This is a genomic window from Pseudomonas sp. GD04019 (assembly GCF_029837695.1).
In the GTDB taxonomy this organism is placed as follows: domain Bacteria; phylum Pseudomonadota; class Gammaproteobacteria; order Pseudomonadales; family Pseudomonadaceae; genus Aquipseudomonas.
Genome location: NZ_JAOEEA010000005.1, coordinates 74,604 through 93,221, shown reverse-complemented (window position 1 = coordinate 93,221; position 18,618 = coordinate 74,604). Strand labels below are relative to the sequence as shown.

Below are 18,618 nucleotides of genomic sequence, written 5' to 3'. Positions count from 1 at the left end.
TCCTTACAGCTGGATGCCGCCGAACGACATGAAGCCGAGCGACATCAGACCGATGGTGATGAAGGTAATACCCAGGCCCTGCAAGCCCTCGGGCACGTCGCTGTACTTGAGCTTCTCGCGGATGCCGGCCAGCAGCGCGATGGCCAGGGCCCAGGAGAAACCGGAGCCGAGGCCGTAGGTCACGCTCTCGCCCAGGTTGTAGTCGCGCTCCACCATGAACAGCGAGCCGGCCATGATGGCGCAGTTCACCGTGATCAGCGGCAGGAACACGCCGAGGGCGTTGTAGAGGGACGGCACGTACTTATCCAGCAGCATCTCGAGGATCTGCACGATGGCGGCGATCACCCCGATGTAGCTGAGCAGACCGAGGAACGACAGGTCGACGTCCGGCAGGCCGGCCCAGGCCAGCGCGCCCTCCTTGAGCAGGTAGGTGTACAGCAGGTTGTTGGCCGGCACGGTGATGGCCTGCACCACGACCACCGCGATGCCCAGACCGATAGCAGTCTCGACCTTCTTGGAGATGGCGATGAAGGTGCACATGCCGAGGAAGAAGGCCAGCGCCATGTTCTCGATGAACACCGCCTTCACGAACAGGCTGAGGTAATGCTCCATCAGTAGGCCTCCTTATCCGAAACCTGCGGGGCCATACGGAAGGTCGGCGCCTCTTTCTGCTCCGGCTTCCAGCTGCGCAGCGCCCAGATGATCAGGCCGATCAGGAAGAAGGCCGAGGGCGGCAGCAGCAGCATGCCGTTGGGCTGGTACCAGCCGCCGTCGTTGACGGTCGGCAGGATGGTGTAGCCAAGCAGCTTGCCCGAGCCGAACAGCTCACGGATCACGCCGAGGACGATGAGCATGGCGCTGTAGCCCAGGCCGTTGCCGATGCCATCGAAGAACGACAGCACGGGCGGATTCTGCATGGCGAAGGCCTCGGCACGGCCCATCACGATGCAGTTGGTGATGATCAGGCCGACGAACACCGACAGCTGCTTGGCCAGGCTGAAGGCGAAGGCCCTGAGGACCTGATCCACCACGATCACCAGCGAGGCAATGATCACCATCTGCACGATCATGCGGATGCTGCTGGGGATCTGACTGCGGATCATGGAGATGAACAGGTTGGAGAAGCCGGTTACCAGGGTCAGGGCAATCGACATCACCAGGGCGGTCTTCAGGTTGGAGGTGACCGCCAGGGCCGAGCAGATGCCAAGGATCTGCAGGCCGATGGGGTTGTTATGGAAGATCGGATCGAGCAGCACGCTCTTGATCGTGGGTTGCGACATGCTCATGCCTCCCCTTTCTTCAGGTTGACCAGCAGCGGGCCGAAGCCATTCTCGCCGAGCCAGAAATGCAGCAGGTTGTTGACGCCCTTGCTGGTCAGGGTGGCGCCGGCGAGGCCGTCGATCTGGTGCGTGGCCTTGGCCGACTGCGGGTCGACGCTGCCCTTGATGATCTCGACCGCCAGGTCGCCGTCGTCGTCGAACAGGGTCTTGCCGGTCCACAGACCCTTCCACTTCGGATTGTCCACCTCACCGCCGAGGCCAGGGGTCTCGCCGTGCTGGTAGAAGCCGAAACCGACCACGGTGTTGAGGTCGCCCTTCACCGCGATGAAGCCGTGCAGGGTCGACCACAGGCCGTAGCCGCGCACCGGCAGGATCAGGGTCTGCAATTCGCCATCGCTCTCCACCATGTACACGGTGGAGTGGTGCTCGCGGCGCTTGATCGAGGCGATGTCCTTGGCGCCATCGAGCGGCTTGGACAGCTGCGGGTCCTTGGCCGCCTTGAGCGGGTCGTAGGTCGCGGCGTCCTGGGCATCGCTGAAGGTGCCGCTGTCCAGATCGACCACGCGGGCCTGGATGCGCTCGGCGAACAGTTCCTTCACCTGCTTGCCGGACATGCCCGCCTCGCCAAGGCCGGCAATGGCCAGGATGCTGCGCTGTTTGTCCAGCTGGCGGTTCTCCATCTGGGTCGGCTTGAGCGCCACGGCGGCGCCGGCGACGAACACCGAGCAGACCAGGCACACCAGCACCGCCACGGTCAGGGTGCGAACGGTGGATTCCTTGTTAGCCACGGGCGATCCTCCGCTTGATGTTGGCCTGCACCACGAAATGGTCGATCAGCGGTGCACAGAGGTTGGCGAACAGGATCGCCAGCATCATGCCTTCCGGGAAGGCCGGGTTGACCACGCGTATCAGCACCACCATGACGCCGATCAGCGCGCCGAAGATCCACTTGCCGGTGTTGGTCATCGACGCCGATACCGGGTCGGTGGCCATGAAGATCATGCCGAAGGCGAAGCCGCCGACCACCAGATGCCAGTACCAGGGCATGGCGAACATCGGGTTGGTTGCCGAGCCGATGGCATTGAACAGGTAGCTCATGGCGACCATGCCCAGCATCACGCCGGCGACGATGCGCCACGAGGCGATCTTGGTCAGCAGCAGGAAGGCGCCACCGATGAAGATGGCCAGCACGCTGGTCTCACCCATGGAGCCCTGCTCCAGGCCGACGAAGGCATTCCACCAGGACAGGCCGTTGGCAGCGAGCTGATCCATGCCGCTGGCGGCGGCCACGGACAGCGCGGTGGCGCCGGCATAGCCGTCCACCGAGGTCCACACCATGTCGCCGGACATCTGCGCCGGATAGGCGAAGAACAGGAAGGCACGGCCGACCAACGCCGGGTTGAGGAAGTTCTTGCCGGTGCCGCCGAACACCTCCTTGCCGATCACCACGCCGAAGCTGATACCCAGGGCCACCTGCCACAGCGGAATGTCCGGCGGCAGGGTCAGGGCGAACAGCACGGAGGTGACGAAGAAACCCTCGTTGACCTCGTGGCGGCGAATGGAGGCGAACAGCACTTCCCAGAAGCCACCGACGATGAAAGTGGTCAGGTACACCGGCAGGAAGTACGCCGCGCCCTGGATGAAGTTGTCCCACAGGCTGTTCGGGTCGAAGCCCGCCAGCGCGCCGATCAGGCCGAAGCGCCAGCCTTCCTGGGCGGCCAGCAGCTCGGCATTGCCGGCGAAGATGCTGTTGGCCTGGTAGCCGATGTTCCACATGCCGAAGAACATCGCCGGGAAGGTGCACAGCCAGACGGTGATCATCATGCGTTTGAGATCGATGCCGTCACGCACGTGGGCGGTGCTCTTGGTCACGCTGCCCGGGCGATAGAAGAAGGTGTCCACCGCCTCGTACAGGGCGTACCACTTCTCGTGCTTGCCGCCCTTCTCGAAGTTGTGCTCGATCTTGTCGAGGAATTTGCGCAGGCCCATGTCAGCCCTCCATCTCGATGCGAGTCAGGTTGTCCCGCAGGATCGGGCCGTATTCATACTTGCCGGCGCAGACATAGCTGCACAACGCCAGGTCTTCCTCATCCAGCTCCAGGCAGCCGAGCTTCTGCGCCATCTCGGTGTCACCGACGATCAGGTAGCGCAGCAGCTGGGTGGCGAGGATATCCAGCGGCATCACCGCCTCGTAGTTGCCCACCGGCACCATGGCGCGCGGGCTACCGTTGGTACTGGTGTCCATGGCCAGCTTTTTGCCGCCAAGCAGCTTGGAGACGAAGATGTTCAGTACCGAGTGCTTGTTCACCCCGGCGCGCAGGTAGTGCAGCAGCTCACGCTCATGGCCCTCGTGCAGACAGGAGACCTGCACGTGATAGCGACCGAGGAAGGCGAAGGCGCCACGCGAGGTACGCCCACCCAGCACCGAGCCGGAAATGGTGCGATTGCTACCCGGCTGCAGCTCACCGGCGGTCAACTCCTCCAGGCTGGCCCCCAGACGGGTACGCAGCAGACGCGGCTGCTCGACCACCGGCCCGGCCAGGGCGACCACGCGCTCGACGTTCAGGCGACCGCTGGTGAACAGCGCGCCGACGGCCAGCACATCCTGGTAACCGATCTGCCAGACGCTCTTGCCGGCCGAGACCGGGTCGAGGAAATGAATATGGGTGCCCGGCAGCCCCGCCGGGTGAACGCCGGAGAACGCCGCCGCCTGCACACCGGCCTGGGCCTCGCCCGGCAGCGCCACATCGGCCGCCTTGCACAGGAACACCTTGCCCAGGCGCGCCAGCACGGTCAGGCCATTGGCGAAGTCATCGGCCCGCTCGGCAATGACCAGCGCAGGGTCGGCGGCCAGCGGATGGGTATCGATGGCGGTGACGAAGATCGAGCTGGGCACCGCGTCGATCGCCGGCACCTTGCTGTACGGGCGGGTCCGCAATGCGGCCCACAGTCCGGAGCGCTGCAGGTTATCGCGCACCGCCTCGCCTGGCAGACTCGCCAGTTGTCCGACCTCGTAATGGTCGAACGCCACGGCTTCATCGCCATCCAGATCGATGACCACCGACTGCAGCACGCGCTGCTCGCCGCGATGGATCGCCGCCACCACGCCGGCACCGGGCGCGGTGAAGTGCACGCCCAGGTTCTTCTTGTCGGAGAACAGCACCTGACCAAGGCTGACCCGGTCACCGACCTGCACCGCCATGGTTGGCTTCATGCCGTGATAGTCGCAACCGAGCACGGCCACGCTGCGTACCGCCCTGGCCGGTTCAATGCGCTGTTGCGGCGCACCGGCAATGGGCAGATCCAACCCGCGTTTTATCTTGATCATCGAATGGTCCATCTGCATAAACCGCTACTCGATCACCCAGCGAATACCCCGCACCAGAGCAGCCCAACGGCGGCCACAGGATAAGAATCTCAGGTCAGCTGGGTGAAAAAGGCTGGGATTATAAGGACATAACCCGGAAGCGCACACCGCGAGAACTAATTCGGACCATCTGGTCGCAATACGGCGCGACAAAGTACAGTCGGCAGAAAAACAAAACGGGAGCCGAAGCTCCCGTTTTGCGTATTGCCCTGACGCTTAGCGCGGGAAGGCCGGCGGGTTGACCCCAGCCATGTCTTCCATCACGCGCACCACCTGGCAGCTGTAACCGAACTCGTTGTCGTACCACACGTACAGCACGACACGGTTGTCGTTGCAGATGGTGGCTTCGGCATCGACCACACCGGCGTGGCGCGAGCCGACGAAGTCGGTGGACACCACTTCCTGGGACTGGACGAAGTCGATCTGCTTCTGCAGGTCCGAGTGCATGGCCATCTGGCGCAGGTACTCGTTGATCTCTTCGCGGGTGGTGGCCTTCTCCAAATTCAGGTTGAGGATGGCCATGGAGACGTTCGGCGTCGGTACGCGAATGGCGTTGCCGGTCAGCTTGCCTTTCAGCACCGGCAGGGCCTTGGCGGCTGCAGTGGCGGCACCGGTCTCGGTGATCACCATGTTCAGCGGCGCACTGCGGCCACGGCGATCGCCCTTGTGGAAGTTGTCGATCAGGTTCTGGTCGTTGGTGTACGAGTGAACGGTTTCGACGTGGCCGTTGACGATGCCGTACTGGTCATTCACGGCCTTCAGCACCGGCACGATGGCGTTGGTGGTGCAGGAAGCGGCGGAGATGATCTTGTCGTCAGCGGTGATTTCGCTGTGGTTGATGCCGTGCACGATGTTCTTCAGCGCGCCCTTGCCCGGTGCGGTCAGAACCACGCGGTCGACACCCGGGCAGGCCAGGTGCTGGCCCAGGCCATCGGCATCGCGCCATACGCCGGTGTTGTCGACCAGCAGGGCGTTCTTGATGCCGTACTGGGTATAGTCGACTTCGCTCGGCGACTTGGCGTAGATCACCTGGATCAGGTTGCCGTTGGCGGTCAGGGTGTTGTTCTCTTCGTCGATGGTGATGGTGCCATCGAACTTGCCGTGTACCGAGTCGCGGCGCAGCAGGCTGGCGCGCTTGACCAGGTCATTGCTGGAGCCTTTGCGCACGACGATGGCACGCAGGCGCAGGCCGTCGCCGCCACCGGTTTTCTCGATCAGGATGCGCGCCAGCAGGCGGCCGATGCGACCGAAGCCGTACAGGACCACGTCGGTGCCTTCGCGGGCGGCGCCGTTCTGCTTGCCGACCACGTCGGCCAGTTCTTCCTTGACGAACTGCTCGACGGCGCGGCCGTTGCCTTCGGTCTTGAACTTGCTGGCCATCTTGCCCAAGTCCACGGAGGCGGCGCCCAGCTTGAGCTCGCTCATGGCCTTGAGGATGGGGAAGGTATCGTGCACCGACAGCTCGCTGCCTTCGTCAGCCAGGCGGTGACGGGCGAAGCGATGGGCTTTGAGAATGTCGATCACCGAACGGTTGATCAGACCACGGCCGTAGATCGAGGTCACCACGCTGTTGTTGCGGTAGAGCTGACCGATCATAGGAATCATCGCTTCTGCGAGGGCTTCACGATCAATCCACTCACCGAGACACTGGTCGGGCTTCTGGGTCACGGGCAATTACCTTCCACATGTAGGGGCTGAAAAAAGGGGCTACATTATGACGGCGCCCACTGCACTGAGCAATGTGCGCCCGTCGTAACTGACAGTAGATACCTCCGCTCGTTACAATCGCCCCCTTCTTTTCGCCTGGGGCCGTGACACCCGTGTCCGTACTGCACTTGCCGAAACTGCCGGGCGCCGCCGGCAAACAGCACTGGGGCAACCTGCCCGGGGCCGCGCTGAGCCTGGCCGTGGCCGAGGCCGCCAGCGCCGCCAAGCGCTTCACCCTGCTGCTGACCGCCGACAGCCAGAGCGCCGAGCGCCTGCAGGAAGAGCTGGCGTTCTTCGCCCCTGACCTGCCGGTGCTGCACTTCCCGGACTGGGAAACCCTCCCGTACGATGTGTTTTCGCCGCACCAGGACATCATTTCCCAGCGTATCGCCACGCTCTATCGCCTGCCGGAGATCAAGCACGGCGTGCTGGTAGTGCCAATCGCTACTGCCCTGCACCGCCTGGCGCCGACCCGCTTCCTGCTCGGCTCAAGCCTGGTGCTGGACATCGGCCAGAAGCTCGACGTGGAGGAGATGCGCGCACGCCTGGAAGCCGCCGGCTACCGCTGCGTGGATACCGTCTACGAACATGGCGAGTTCGCCGTGCGCGGCGCGCTGATCGATCTGTTCCCCATGGGCAGCGACACGCCCTACCGCATCGACCTGTTCGACGACGAGATCGAGACCCTGCGCACCTTCGACCCGGAGACCCAGCGCTCGGTGGACAAGGTGGAGTCGATCCGCCTGCTGCCAGCCCGCGAGTTCCCGCTGGAGAAGAAGGCCGTCACCGACTTCCGCGGGCGCTTCCGCGAGCGCTTCGACGTCGACTTCCGCCGCTGTCCGATCTATCAGGACCTCGCCTCCGGCATCACCCCGGCCGGCATCGAGTACTACCTGCCGCTGTTCTTCGAGGAAACCGGCACCCTGTTCGACTACCTGCCGGGCGACACCCAGGTGTTCTCCCTGCCGGGCATCGAGCAGGCCGCCGAACAGTTCTGGACCGACGCACGCAACCGCTACGAGGATCGCCGCGTCGACCCCGAGCGGCCGCTGCTGCCGCCGGCCGACATCTTCCTGCCGGTGGAGGACTGCTTCGCCCGTCTGAAGCACTGGCCGCGCGTGGTGGTCAGCCAGGAAGACGTGGAAGTCGGCGTCGGCCGTGAGCGTTTCGACGCCCGTGCCCTGCCCGATCTGGCAATCCAGGCCAAGGCCAGCGAGCCGCTGGCGGCGCTGCGCCGCTTTATCGAGGAATACCCGGGCCGCGTGCTGTTCAGCGCCGAGTCCGCCGGTCGCCGTGAAGTGCTGCTGGAACTGCTGGCGCGGCTCAAACTCAAGCCCATCGAAGTGGCCGGCTGGACGGAGTTCACTGACAGCCGCGAGCGCCTGGCCATCTGCATCGCCCCGCTGGACGAGGGCCTGCTGCTCGACAAGATCGCCCTGGTCGCCGAGAGCCCGCTGTTCGGCCAACGCGTGATGCAGCGCCGCCGCCGCGAGAAATCCCGCGATGGTGGCGACAACGTGATCAAGAACCTCACCGAGCTGCGCGAAGGCGCGCCGGTGGTGCATATCGACCATGGCGTCGGCCGCTACCTGGGCCTGGTGACCATGGAGTTCGACGGCCAGGCCGCCGAATTCCTCGCCCTGATGTACGCCGAGGAAGCCAAACTCTACGTGCCGGTGGCCAGCCTGCACCTGATCGCCCGCTACACCGGCAGCGACGATGCCCTGGCGCCGTTGCACCGCCTGGGTTCCGAGACCTGGCAGAAGGCCAAGCGCAAGGCTGCCGAGCAGGTGCGCGATGTCGCCGCCGAGCTGCTCGACATCTACGCCCGCCGCGCCGCCCGCGAGGGCTATGCGTTCAAGGACCCGGCCGCCGACTACGCCACCTTCAGCGCCGGCTTCCCCTTCGAGGAAACCCCGGACCAGCAGAACGCCATCGACGCGGTGCGCGAGGACATGCTGGCAGCCAAGCCGATGGACCGCCTGGTCTGCGGCGACGTCGGCTTCGGCAAGACCGAGGTGGCCATGCGCGCGGCCTTTATCGCCGTGCACAGCGGCCGCCAGGTGGCGGTGCTGGTGCCGACCACCCTGCTCGCCCAGCAGCACTACAACAGCTTCCGCGACCGCTTCGCCGACTGGCCGGTAACGGTCGAGGTGATGAGCCGCTTCAAGTCGGCCAAGGAAGTCAGCGAAGCAGTGGCCAAGCTGGCTGAGGGCAAGATCGATATCGTCATCGGCACCCACAAGCTGCTGCAGGACGATGTGCGCTTCAAGGACCTGGGCCTGTGCATCATCGACGAGGAACATCGCTTCGGCGTGCGCCAGAAGGAGCAGCTCAAGGCCCTGCGCAGCGAAGTCGATATCCTCACACTCACCGCCACGCCGATCCCGCGCACGCTGAATATGGCGGTGTCGGGCATGCGCGACCTGTCGATCATCGCCACCCCGCCGGCACGCCGGCTGTCGGTGCGTACCTTCGTCATGGAGCAGCACGATTCGGTGATCAAGGAAGCGCTGCTGCGCGAACTGCTGCGCGGCGGCCAGGTGTACTACCTGCACAACGACGTGAAGACCATCGAGAAGTGCGCCGCCGACCTGGCCGCCCTGGTGCCCGAGGCACGCATCGGCATCGGCCACGGGCAGATGCACGAGCGCGATCTGGAACGGGTGATGAGCGACTTCTACCACAAGCGCTTCAACGTGCTGGTGGCCTCGACCATTATCGAGACCGGCATCGACGTGCCGAGCGCCAACACCATCCTCATCGAGCGCGCCGACAAGTTCGGCCTGGCCCAGTTGCACCAGTTGCGCGGCCGAGTCGGCCGTAGTCACCACCAGGCTTACGCCTACCTGCTCACCCCGCCACGCAAGGGCATGACCGAGGACGCGCAGAAGCGCCTGGAGGCTATCGCCAATGCCCAGGATCTGGGGGCCGGCTTTGTCCTGGCCACCCACGACCTGGAAATCCGCGGCGCCGGCGAGCTGCTCGGCGACGGCCAGAGCGGGCAGATCCAGGCGGTCGGCTTCACCCTCTACATGGAAATGCTTGAGCGCGCGGTGAAAGCCATCCGCAAGGGTGAGCAACCGAACCTGGAGCAGCCGCTGGGCGGTGGTCCGGAGGTCAACCTGCGGGTGCCGGCACTGATTCCGGACGATTACCTGCCGGATGTGCACAGTCGCCTGATCCTCTACAAACGCATCGCCTCGGCCGCCGACGAGGACGGCCTGAAGGAGCTGCAGGTGGAGATGATCGACCGCTTCGGCCTGCTGCCGGAGGCGACCAAGAACCTGATGCGCCTGACCCTGCTCAAGCTGCAGGCGGAAAAGCTCGGCATCAAGAAGATCGACGCCGGCCCGCAAGGCGGGCGCATCGAGTTCGCCGGCGACACCAGTGTCGATCCACTGGTACTGATCAAGCTGATCCAGAGTGCCCCGAACCGCTACAAGTTCGAGGGTGCCACCCAGTTCAAATTCCAGGTACCGATGGAGCGCCCGGAAGAACGTTTCAATACCCTGGAGGCGCTGCTGGAGCGCCTCGCCCCGCAATCCGCCTGAAAGGACTGACCCAAATGCGCGCGTTTCGCCACCTCACCCTGCTGCTCTGCCTGCTGGCCCCCCAGGCCTTCGCCGACAGCCTGTTCCAGATCGAAGTGCTGGTCTTCCGCCAGGGCGGCGAAGCCCTCTCCTCCAGCCAGCCGGCGCCGGATGACTGGGCCGTGGGTGCAGCGCCCATTGCCGGCAATGAGCGCGGCACCGCGCTGAACGACGAGGCCGCCAAGCTCAACCCGGGCAACGGCTACGAAGTGCTGCTGCACAAGGCCTGGGCGCAGAACCTGGCAGCCGTGCCGACCAAGTCCGCACTGAGCACCGGCAACGAGCAGTTCGGCCACTTCCCGGTAGAGGGCGTAGTGTCCTTGAGCGAACAGCAGCGCCTGATCGACCTGGAGGCGGATTTCTGGATCAACCGCTTCGACACCGACGGCCTGCTCAGCGGCAGCGAGCGCGTACGGCAGAAGACCCGCCTCAAGCTGGGCGAGCTGACCTACCTGGACAACGGCAGCCTGGGCGTACTGGTGAAAGTCACCCAGCCCTGATCGTTACTGCATGAATGAAAAAGCCCCGCGATGCGGGGCTTTTTTGTTTGTGGTCGGCAGGCTCAGGCGCTTAGCACCCGCCCCAGTACCGCGCGCACCTTGTCGATGCCGCGCGCCAGCTCCGCCTCGATCTCGGCCATGGTGATGATGCCGCTGGACTTGCCGGCCGCCGGGTTCACCACCAGCGCCAGGCAGGCGTAGGGCAGCTCCAGCTCACGCGCCAGGGCTGCCTCGGGCATGCCGGTCATGCCGACGATGTCGCAGCCATCGCGCTCCATGCGGGCGATCTCCGCCACCGTTTCCAGGCGTGGACCCTGGGTGGCGCCGTACACACCGTGGCTGCTGTGCGGGTAACCGCACTCCTGCAGCGCGGCGATCAGCCGGCCACGCAGTTCCTCGTCGTAGGGGTAGCTGAAGTCGATATGGGTGACGTGGTCGATCTCGCCCTCGAAGAAGGTGTGCGCTCTGCCCCAGGTGTAATCGATGATCTGGTGCGCCACGCACAGGTGACCGCTGCCCATTGCCGAATGGATGCCACCCACGGCGTTGACCGCCAGAATCGCCTCGGCACCAGCCTGTTTCAGCGCCCACAGGTTGGCGCGGTAGTTCACCTGATGCGGCGGAATGCGATGCGGGTGGCCATGACGGGCAAGGAACAGCACCTCATGGCCAGCGTACTCGCCGCTCAGCACAGCCGCTGAAGGTGCGCCGTAGGGTGTGTCGATGTTCTGCGCCTGCTTGAGGGTCAGGCCTTCCAGCTGGGTCAGGCCGGTGCCGCCGATGATGGCGTAGGTGGTCATGCGATGTTTCCTTAATCAGTCGATCAGCTGCGCCGCGCGCAGGGCGGCGACGGCCTGCAGCCAGCGTGGCTGCTCGCGGTAGTCGGTACGGGCGAAGCCGCGCCCACGCATGCGCGCCAGCCCCAGGGGCGGCTGCACCTTGAGGCGCTGCAGGGCGCCGAGGGCCAGCTCGGCGGAGGCGCGGTCGTTGCACACCAGGCCCATGTCGCAGCCGGCATTCAGCGCCGCCTCTATACGGCTGGCGGAGTCGCCGACCACATGGGCGCCGGCCATGGACAGGTCATCGCTGAAGATCACCCCCTCGAAGCCCAGCTCGCCGCGTAGGATGTCCTGCAGCCAGCGCCGCGAGAAACCGGCCGGGCCGGCGTCCACCTGCGGATAGATGACGTGGGCCGGCATCACCGCCGCCAGCTGCTGGCTCAGGCGCTGGAACGGGATCAGGTCCCTGGCGCGGATCTCGTCCAGACTGCGCTCATCCACCGGGATGGCCACGTGCGAGTCGGCCTCGGCCCAGCCGTGGCCGGGGAAGTGCTTGCCGGTGGCGGCCATGCCTGCTGCGTCCATGCCGCGGATAAAGGCGCCGGCCAGGCGCGCGGCCAGCTCGGCGTCACCCTCGAAGCTGCGGCTGCCAACTACGGCGCTGCGCTGGTGGTCCAGGTCCAGCACCGGGGCAAAGCTCAAGTCCAGCCCCACGGCCAGCACCTCGGCGGCCATCAGCCAGCCGCAGTGTTCCGCCAGTTGCTCGGCGTCGTCATTGTCAGCCAGGGCGCGCATGGCCGGCAGGCGCACGAAGCCGTTGCGCAGACGCTGCACGCGGCCGCCCTCCTGATCCACCGCCAGCAACAAATCCGGGCGCACGGCGCGGATGGAGGCGCACAGCTCGCGCACCTGGCGCGGGTCTTCGATATTGCGGGCGAACAGGATAAGGCCGCCAACTTCCGGCTGACGCAGGATGCGGCGGTCTTCGGCGGTCAGCCAGGTGCCCTGGATGTCCAGCATCAGGGAGCCGTAGAGAGGTGTAGTCACGAAGAGTCCTTAACAGAGTTCGGCGGTCGCCCACTCGGGGCGTGGCGCCTCGTCGATCAGCACCGCACAGTGCGGCGGTACACGGGGAAACAGGTCCAGCAGGTCGGCGTTGCGCAGGCGCACGCAACCGTGGGACAGCGGCACGCCCATGGGCTGATTGTCCGGCGTGCCGTGCAGATAAACGTAGCGACGAAAGGTGTCGACCTTGCCCAGACGGTTGATGCCCGGCTCGCAGCCGCTGAGCCAGAGGATGCGGGTGAGGATCCAGTCGCGACCGGGGAACTGCGCATCCAGCGCCTCGGACCAGACCTCGCCGGTCCAGCGCCGCCCACGCAGTACCGCTCCGAGCGGCAGGCCATCGCCGATCTTCGCCCGCACCTGATGGCGCCCACGCGGCGTGCAGTTGGAGCCGCTTTGCTCGCCGGCGCCGTTGCGCGCGGTGGAAACCGGCAGGCGCAGGCACAGCTGCCCGTCGGCGAAGCCGTACAGGCACTGGTCGGCAATGGAGATATGCAGGAAATCGAGCGGGCGCATGGGCCGCTAGCTTAGCCCATCGCCCCGCTCGGGCACAGCATCAGACGGCCTTGGCGGCTACCTGCGACTTGCTGCGCGGCTTGAACTGGGCGGTGGCCAGCGCCTCGTCGTTCAGCCCGCTTTCGGCACGCATGCCGGCGGCGAGGAACGGCACCATCAGACGCATCACCTGCTCGATCGAGGTGTCCACGCCGAAGTCGTTCTCGGCGATGGCACGCAGGGCCTTGATGCCGGACATGCTGAACGCCGCGGCGCCGAGCATGAAGTGCACGCGCCAGAAGATCTCCAACGGCGGCAGCTTGGGCGCCACTTCGTTAAGCAGCAGCATGTAGCGGCGGAAGACCTTGCCGTACACCTCTTCCAGATACTTGCGCAGGTGACCCTGGCTCTGGCTGAAGGCCAGGCCAAGCAGGCGCATGAAGATGGACAGGTCGTTACCACTGCGCGGCTTCACCGCCAGGGCCTGCTCCACCAGCATCTCCAGTAGCTCTTCGAGGCTGGCCTTGGCGTCCGGCTTGGCCAGGCGACGATCCAGCTCACGCTCGAGGCTGATGCAGAATGGCCCGAGGAAGCGCGAGAACACTGCCTGGATCAGCGCCTTCTTGGAACCGAAGTGATAGTTGACCGCCGCCAGGTTGACCCCGGCCTTGCTGGTAATCAGGCGCAGAGAAGTCTCGGCGAAGCCCTTTTCCGCGAACAGCTGCTCAGCTGCATCCAAGATGCGCTCAACAGTTTCTGATTGAGCCATGACACCCTCACCTGACAAACACTTGTTTGAAACATACGTTTCAGGCTGGCGCCCTGTCAAGTCTGACAAGACCTTTCATGGCTGCTCGGTCACGCATTTAACCATAGGTGAAATAAGGAAAAGCCCCAACCGCTCCGCTGGACGGCAGAAATGGCCATTCCACGCTCCAAACGAAACAGGGGTTGCCAGCATCGAATCACTGTATATAATCACAGCAACTGTATAAACAGACAGACCGCCAGCATGCTCAAACTGACGCCGCGCCAATCCGAAATCCTCGCCTTCATCAAACGCTGCCTGGAAGACAACGGCTATCCACCGACTCGCGCGGAGATCGCCCAAGAGCTTGGCTTCAAGTCGCCCAATGCCGCCGAGGAACATCTCAAGGCCCTTGCGCGCAAGGGCGCGATCGAGATGACTCCCGGCGCCTCCCGCGGCATCCGCATCCCCGGCTTCGAGCCGGCCGCTGCCGAAGAAGAAGGCCTGCCGGTGATCGGCCGAGTCGCCGCCGGCGCGCCGATCCTAGCCCAGCAGAATGTGGAGGACTCCTGCAAGATCAATCCGGAGTTCTTCCATCCCAAGGCCGACTATCTGCTGCGCGTGCGCGGCATGAGCATGAAGGACATCGGCATCCTCGACGGCGACCTGCTGGCCGTGCACACCACCCGCGAAGCCCGCAACGGCCAGATCGTGGTGGCGCGCATCGATGACGAGGTGACCGTCAAGCGCTTCCAGCGCAATGGCAGCAAGGTCCTGCTGATCGCCGAGAACCCTGAATTCGCCCCGATCGAGGTGAACCTGGAAGAGCAGGACCTGGTGATCGAAGGTTTGAGTGTCGGCGTGATTCGCCGCTGAGAATTAGGAGAGCTTCATGCAGTTCCCGCAGTCGCTGAATCGTTCGCAACTTCCGCTGTTTGAAGCCTTTCTCGGCAATGCACTGACGCCGCTCCTCGACGATGTCGTGGAAAACCCCTGGCTCGACGAACCCGAGCCGTTCAGCGAGCTGCGCCTGTCCGGTTCGCTCGGCAACTGCCGCCATCTGCTGGGACCGGTGTTGCGCGAGCTCAGCCTGAATCAGGATGCTCGCTGGCTGACCCTGATCGCCCCGCCCGCTTCCATCACCACGGCCTGGCTGCGCAGTGTCGGCCTCAATCTGGATCGCCTGCTGGTACTGCAACCCAGCACCGGCCAGGAAGCGCTGGACCTAGCTCGTGAAGCTCTGCGCCTGGGCCGTAGCCACACCGTGGTGAGCTGGATCAGCCTGCAGCCCAGTCAGCGGGCGAGCCTGACCAGTGCTGCACGCCTGGGCAGCGCACAGAGTCTGAATATTCGTCTGGATTAAGGGTTGCGGAAGGCGCATCGGATAGCGCCTTCGAATCGAGCGCCCTTGCGGGCGTTCGGTAATCAATGCAGCACGCGCGGCTGCTCGTCCTGCTCGCTTTCACCTTCGGCCAATCGGCCGGCCATCTGCACACCCACATTGAGCATGGCCTTGGCTACTTCGACATGATGGCCTTGCAGGAAGGCCTTGGCGTCCGCCGAGAAATCCAGGGTCACCAGCACTTCCTCATCCTCGGCACGGCGCAGAATGATGCGGCCGTCGGGCAATTCGACAATTTCGAGGAAGGAAGTGGGCATAACATCGATCTCCTAGCGGGCTGCCAGTGTAACAGCCCTGGCTTGCCGGCCCTAGTCCAGCGACGGCCGTAGAAGCTATTTACGATCTCGCGAGCTAGAGCGAGACAAGGCAAAAACAGTTGAAGAAGCGCAGTTTACGAATAGTAAATGAGCATTCTGAAGCTGTTTTTAACGCCGTATCGCCGACGTACAGCAGATCGTAAGTAGGTTCTCAGCACTCGCTGAGCGACTCGCGATAACGCAGCACCAACTGCTTGAGCTGCTGACGCCAGCTCTCCAGCTCGTCACGACTCAGGGGAGCGGCCTCTTCCTCGACACTGACTGCTGTGATCAATGGCAGGGTCGGATCGACCTTGGCGGTTTTCGGTGCCTGGGGTGGCTGAAACAGTTCGGCATGAGCGGCCAGCAGGCGGGCGAGCCAACTTTCCGGCTGCTGGGCAACCTCCACCATTTCCGCCAGTTCGGGAGTCGGAGAGGACTGCAGCACCGCCTGGTTCAACAGTAGCTCCACACGCGGTGCATTGGCCTCGGCCAGCTTGTAGTAGCCGGCAACCTCATGGCACAGGCCAAGCACCGCTCCATACAGGTGGAATAGCGCAGCCTCGCGCTCGGCATGAACCAGCGCCTGGGCATTCGCCGCCTCGCCGGCCTCCGCCTTGCGCAGGCTCTCCAGAGCCAGACCGGCGAAGAAGATCTTCTGATTGGTGCGGGTATAGAGTTCGTGGGCCATGACAATGCCTCGCAAGCCGTCTTGCTGATACTCGGAGATTGGGCAGCCGGCGCACCCACCAGAGTGCGCGACTGGAACGCGATCAGCGCTTGTCTTCCACCTTCCACTTGCCGCCATCGAAGAAGGCGCGCCAGCCGGTGGGCTTGCCGTCCACCTCGCTCTGCACATACTGCTCCTTGGTCTTGCGGCTGTAGCGGATCACCGCCGGGCGGCCTTCCGGGTCCTTCTTCGGCGCCTCCAGAAGGAAGTGGTACTTGGGATCAATCTCATCCTTGTGCGGGATCAACTCCAGCACCAGCGGCGCGCGGGTTTCGCGGTTCTTGGGGAAGCCGCTGGCGGCGAGGAACAGGCCGGAGGCGCCGTCACGCAGCACGTAGGTGTCGTCGACCTTCTCGCACTTGAGTTCGGGCATCTTCACAGCATCCATCTTCGGCGGCGCCGCCTCGCCGCTCTTCAGCAGCTTGCGGGTGTTCTTGCAGCTGGCGTTGGTGCAACCGAAGAACTTGCCGAAGCGACCGGTCTTCAGCTGCATCTCGCTGCCGCACTTGTCGCACTCCAGGCTCGGACCTTCGTAGCCTTTGATACGGTACTGGCCCTGCTCGATCTCATAGCCGATGCAATCCGGGTTGTTGCCGCAGATATGCAGCTTGCGGGTCTCGTCCAGCAGGTAGGCATCCATGGCGGTGGCGCAGATCGGGCAGCGATGCTTGTTCAGCAACACACGCGACTCGGACTCGCCCTCATCGTCCGCGGCGATCTCGTCGCCCGGGATCAGGTTGATGGTGGCCTTGCAGCGCTCTTTCGGCGGCAGCGCGTAGCCGGAGCAACCGAGGAACACGCCTGTGGAGGCGGTACGGATCATCATCGGCCGTCCGCAATCACGGCAGGCGATATCGGTGGGGGTCGGCTGATTGGCACGCATGCCCTTGTCAGCCTCGCCGGCCACTTCCAGCTTCTTCTTGAAGTCGCCGTAGAACTCGTCCAGAAGGTGCTTCCAGTCGCGCTCGCCCTGGGCCACATCGTCCAGATGCTCTTCCATGGCGGCGGTGAAGCCATAATCCATCAGGTTGGCGAAGCTCTCGTCGAGGCGCTCGGTGACGATGTCACCCATCTTCTCCGCGTAGAAGCGGCGGTTCTGCACCGCCACATAGCCACGCTCCTGGATGGTCGAGATGATCGCCGCGTAGGTGGACGGACGACCGATACCACGCTTCTCCAGTTCCTTGACCAGGCTGGCTTCGGAGAAACGTGCCGGCGGCTTGGTGAAGTGCTGGCTGGGGTCGAGCTTGAGCAGCTTGAGCGCCTCGCCCTCCTTCATCTCCGGTAGCACGTCGTCATCGCCCGGCTTGCCCTGCTGCGGCAACACCTTGGTGTAACCGTCGAACTTGAGGATGCGACCCTTGGCGCGCAGCTCGAAGCCACTGGCGGCCACGCTGACGCTGGTGGACAGGTATTCGGCCGGCGGCATCTGGCAGGCCACGAACTGGCGCCAGATCAGCTCGTAAAGGCGTTCGGCGTCGCGCTCCATGCCGGACAGCTGGGTCGGACGCAGGTTGACGTCAGACGGGCGGATCGCCTCGTGCGCCTCCTGGGCGCCTTCCTTGCTCGAATAGAAGTTCGGCTTGGCCGGCAGGTACTTCTTGCCGAACTCGCTGTCGATGAAACCGCGCACCATGTCGATGGCGTCGTTCGACAGGTTGGTCGAGTCGGTACGCATATAGGTGATGTAGCCGGCCTCGTAGAGACGCTGGGCCATCATCATGGTCTTCTTCACGCCGAAGCCGAGGCGGTTGCTCGCCGCCTGCTGCAGGGTAGAGGTAATGAAGGGAGCGGTCGGCTTGCTCGAGGTTGGCTTGTCCTCGCGCTTGACCACGCTGTAGCTGGAGTCCTTGAGCTTGGCCAGAGCGGCCATGGCCTGAGCCTCGTTGAGCGGCTTGAAGGCCTCGCCATTCTCGCGGACTACTTCGAAACGCACCTTGTCGCTCTTGGCGGTGCCCAGATCGGCATGGACTTCCCAGTACTCTTCCGGCACGAAGGCGCGGATTTCCTTCTCGCGCTCCACCACCAGCTTTACCGCCACCGACTGCACGCGACCGGCGGACAGGCCGCGGGCGATCTTGGCCCACAGCAGCGGCGAGACCATGTAGCCCACCACGCGATCGAGGAAGCGGCGCGCCTGCTGCGCGTTGACGCGGTTGATATCCAGCTCGCCGGGCTGGGAGAAGGCCTCCTGGATGGCCTTCTTGGTGATCTCGTTGAACACCACGCGCTTGTAGCGGCTGTCGTCGCCACCGATGGCCTCGCGCAGGTGCCAGGCGATGGCCTCCCCTTCGCGATCCAAGTCGGTTGCGAGATAGATGGTGTCGGCATCCTTGGCCAAGCGACGCAATTCCTCGATCACCTTTTCCTTGCCGGGCAGGATCTCGTACTTGGCCTTCCAGCCATGCTCGGGATCGACGCCCATGCGCGCGAACAGCTGACGCTTGGCCTTCTCCTTGGGCGACAGGGCCGGCGCTTCGGCGGCAGCGGCCTTGCCGCGCTTGAACGGCTCCTTGCTGGCGCTGGCGGAACCGCTGGTGGGCAGGTCACGAATATGGCCGATGCTCGACTTCACAACGTACTGGTTGCCCAGGTACTTGTTGATGGTCTTGGCCTTGGCCGGGGATTCCACGATGACCAGCGATTTGCCCATGGA

At 64.4% G+C, this 18,618-nt stretch carries 17 protein-coding genes; 4 read left to right on the top strand and 13 right to left on the bottom strand.

Annotated features, from left to right (window positions below; genetic code table 11):
* Positions 1-3: 3 nt before the first annotated feature.
* From nqrE to N7607_RS09675, 6 genes are all read right to left on the bottom strand, one after another.
* Positions 4-612, bottom strand: coding sequence for an NADH:ubiquinone reductase (Na(+)-transporting) subunit E (gene nqrE / locus N7607_RS09700; protein WP_279866400.1), 609 nt, complete (start codon positions 610-612; stop codon positions 4-6).
* The gene (locus N7607_RS09695) at positions 612-1,286 is read right to left on the bottom strand and encodes an NADH:ubiquinone reductase (Na(+)-transporting) subunit D (protein ID WP_279866401.1); all 675 of its coding nucleotides are present in this window, start codon (positions 1,284-1,286) and stop codon (positions 612-614) included. The genes nqrE and N7607_RS09695 overlap by 1 nt, the downstream gene beginning before the upstream one ends.
* Positions 1,283-2,068 (bottom strand): Na(+)-translocating NADH-quinone reductase subunit C, encoded by a 786-nt coding sequence (locus tag N7607_RS09690; protein WP_279866402.1) that lies wholly within the window; start codon positions 2,066-2,068, stop codon positions 1,283-1,285. The genes N7607_RS09695 and N7607_RS09690 overlap by 4 nt, the downstream gene beginning before the upstream one ends.
* A complete protein-coding gene (locus N7607_RS09685) occupies positions 2,061-3,269 on the bottom strand; it encodes an NADH:ubiquinone reductase (Na(+)-transporting) subunit B (RefSeq protein ID WP_279866403.1) in 1,209 nt (402 codons plus the stop codon). Before N7607_RS09685 ends, N7607_RS09690 begins: the two co-directional genes overlap by 8 nt.
* Before the next feature lies 1 nt (position 3,270).
* Complete coding sequence (locus tag N7607_RS09680) at positions 3,271-4,608, bottom strand: Na(+)-translocating NADH-quinone reductase subunit A (RefSeq protein ID WP_279866404.1); 1,338 nt, start codon at positions 4,606-4,608, stop codon at positions 3,271-3,273.
* Between the two features lie 255 nt (positions 4,609-4,863).
* Positions 4,864-6,315 (bottom strand): glyceraldehyde-3-phosphate dehydrogenase, encoded by a 1,452-nt coding sequence (locus N7607_RS09675; protein WP_279866405.1) that lies wholly within the window; start codon positions 6,313-6,315, stop codon positions 4,864-4,866.
* Positions 6,316-6,467: 152 nt separating this feature from the next.
* Between N7607_RS09675 and mfd the strand changes: the two genes are divergently transcribed.
* Entirely contained in the window at positions 6,468-9,908 is a 3,441-nt protein-coding gene (gene mfd, locus N7607_RS09670; RefSeq protein WP_279866406.1) for a transcription-repair coupling factor, read from the top strand.
* Between the two features lie 14 nt (positions 9,909-9,922).
* Complete coding sequence (locus N7607_RS09665) at positions 9,923-10,447, top strand: CsiV family protein (RefSeq protein ID WP_279866408.1); 525 nt, start codon at positions 9,923-9,925, stop codon at positions 10,445-10,447.
* 62 nt (positions 10,448-10,509) lie between these two features.
* Here the strand turns inward: N7607_RS09665 and N7607_RS09660 are convergent, their stop codons facing one another.
* The 4 genes from N7607_RS09660 to N7607_RS09645 are packed head-to-tail and all read right to left on the bottom strand — an operon-like array spanning position 10,510 to position 13,555.
* On the bottom strand, positions 10,510-11,247 hold the full coding sequence (locus N7607_RS09660) for an S-methyl-5'-thioinosine phosphorylase (RefSeq protein ID WP_279866410.1): 738 nt from the start codon (positions 11,245-11,247) through the stop codon (positions 10,510-10,512).
* 15 nt (positions 11,248-11,262) lie between these two features.
* Entirely contained in the window at positions 11,263-12,246 is a 984-nt protein-coding gene (gene nagZ / locus N7607_RS09655) for a beta-N-acetylhexosaminidase (protein WP_279866481.1), read from the bottom strand.
* 36 nt (positions 12,247-12,282) lie between these two features.
* A complete protein-coding gene (locus N7607_RS09650) occupies positions 12,283-12,807 on the bottom strand; it encodes a L,D-transpeptidase (protein ID WP_279866411.1) in 525 nt (174 codons plus the stop codon).
* A 40-nt stretch (positions 12,808-12,847) separates the two neighbouring features.
* Positions 12,848-13,555: a TetR/AcrR family transcriptional regulator gene (locus tag N7607_RS09645; RefSeq protein ID WP_279866412.1), complete on the bottom strand. Its 708-nt coding sequence runs from the start codon at positions 13,553-13,555 to the stop codon at positions 12,848-12,850.
* A 243-nt stretch (positions 13,556-13,798) separates the two neighbouring features.
* On the opposite strand from N7607_RS09645, the gene lexA reads away from it, so the two are divergent.
* Together lexA and sulA are read left to right on the top strand one after the other, a co-directional pair.
* Positions 13,799-14,410, top strand: coding sequence for a transcriptional repressor LexA (lexA, locus tag N7607_RS09640; RefSeq protein ID WP_137971789.1), 612 nt, complete (start codon positions 13,799-13,801; stop codon positions 14,408-14,410).
* Positions 14,411-14,426: 16 nt separating this feature from the next.
* Positions 14,427-14,897, top strand: coding sequence for an SOS-induced cell division inhibitor SulA (gene sulA, locus N7607_RS09635; RefSeq protein ID WP_279866413.1), 471 nt, complete (start codon positions 14,427-14,429; stop codon positions 14,895-14,897).
* Positions 14,898-14,959: 62 nt separating this feature from the next.
* On the opposite strand, the gene N7607_RS09630 is transcribed toward sulA, so the two are convergent.
* The 3 genes from N7607_RS09630 to topA all read right to left on the bottom strand — a co-directional run bounded on the left by N7607_RS09630 (position 14,960) and on the right by topA (position 18,615).
* Positions 14,960-15,193 (bottom strand): hypothetical protein, encoded by a 234-nt coding sequence (locus tag N7607_RS09630; protein WP_279866414.1) that lies wholly within the window; start codon positions 15,191-15,193, stop codon positions 14,960-14,962.
* A gap of 211 nt (positions 15,194-15,404) precedes the next feature.
* The gene (locus N7607_RS09625) at positions 15,405-15,923 is read right to left on the bottom strand and encodes a DUF6586 family protein (protein ID WP_279866415.1); all 519 of its coding nucleotides are present in this window, start codon (positions 15,921-15,923) and stop codon (positions 15,405-15,407) included.
* 82 nt (positions 15,924-16,005) lie between these two features.
* A complete protein-coding gene (gene topA / locus N7607_RS09620) occupies positions 16,006-18,615 on the bottom strand; it encodes a type I DNA topoisomerase (RefSeq protein ID WP_279866416.1) in 2,610 nt (869 codons plus the stop codon).
* Between the last annotated feature and the right edge of the window lie 3 nt (positions 18,616-18,618).

Coding starts and splice junctions, on each gene's coding strand:
- N7607_RS09645 (WP_279866412.1), bottom strand. CDS start 13,555: ATGGCTCAATCAGAAACTGTTGAGCGCATCTTGGATGCAGCTGAGCAG.
- N7607_RS09665 (WP_279866408.1), top strand. CDS start 9,923: ATGCGCGCGTTTCGCCACCTCACCCTGCTGCTCTGCCTGCTGGCCCCC.
- N7607_RS09625 (WP_279866415.1), bottom strand. CDS start 15,923: ATGGCCCACGAACTCTATACCCGCACCAATCAGAAGATCTTCTTCGCC.
- lexA (WP_137971789.1), top strand. CDS start 13,799: ATGCTCAAACTGACGCCGCGCCAATCCGAAATCCTCGCCTTCATCAAA.
- topA (WP_279866416.1), bottom strand. CDS start 18,615: ATGGGCAAATCGCTGGTCATCGTGGAATCCCCGGCCAAGGCCAAGACC.
- N7607_RS09680 (WP_279866404.1), bottom strand. CDS start 4,608: ATGATCAAGATAAAACGCGGGTTGGATCTGCCCATTGCCGGTGCGCCG.
- N7607_RS09630 (WP_279866414.1), bottom strand. CDS start 15,193: ATGCCCACTTCCTTCCTCGAAATTGTCGAATTGCCCGACGGCCGCATC.
- N7607_RS09695 (WP_279866401.1), bottom strand. CDS start 1,286: ATGAGCATGTCGCAACCCACGATCAAGAGCGTGCTGCTCGATCCGATC.
- nagZ (WP_279866481.1), bottom strand. CDS start 12,246: ATGCTGGACATCCAGGGCACCTGGCTGACCGCCGAAGACCGCCGCATC.
- sulA (WP_279866413.1), top strand. CDS start 14,427: ATGCAGTTCCCGCAGTCGCTGAATCGTTCGCAACTTCCGCTGTTTGAA.
- N7607_RS09650 (WP_279866411.1), bottom strand. CDS start 12,807: ATGCGCCCGCTCGATTTCCTGCATATCTCCATTGCCGACCAGTGCCTG.
- N7607_RS09660 (WP_279866410.1), bottom strand. CDS start 11,247: ATGACCACCTACGCCATCATCGGCGGCACCGGCCTGACCCAGCTGGAA.
- nqrE (WP_279866400.1), bottom strand. CDS start 612: ATGGAGCATTACCTCAGCCTGTTCGTGAAGGCGGTGTTCATCGAGAAC.
- N7607_RS09685 (WP_279866403.1), bottom strand. CDS start 3,269: ATGGGCCTGCGCAAATTCCTCGACAAGATCGAGCACAACTTCGAGAAG.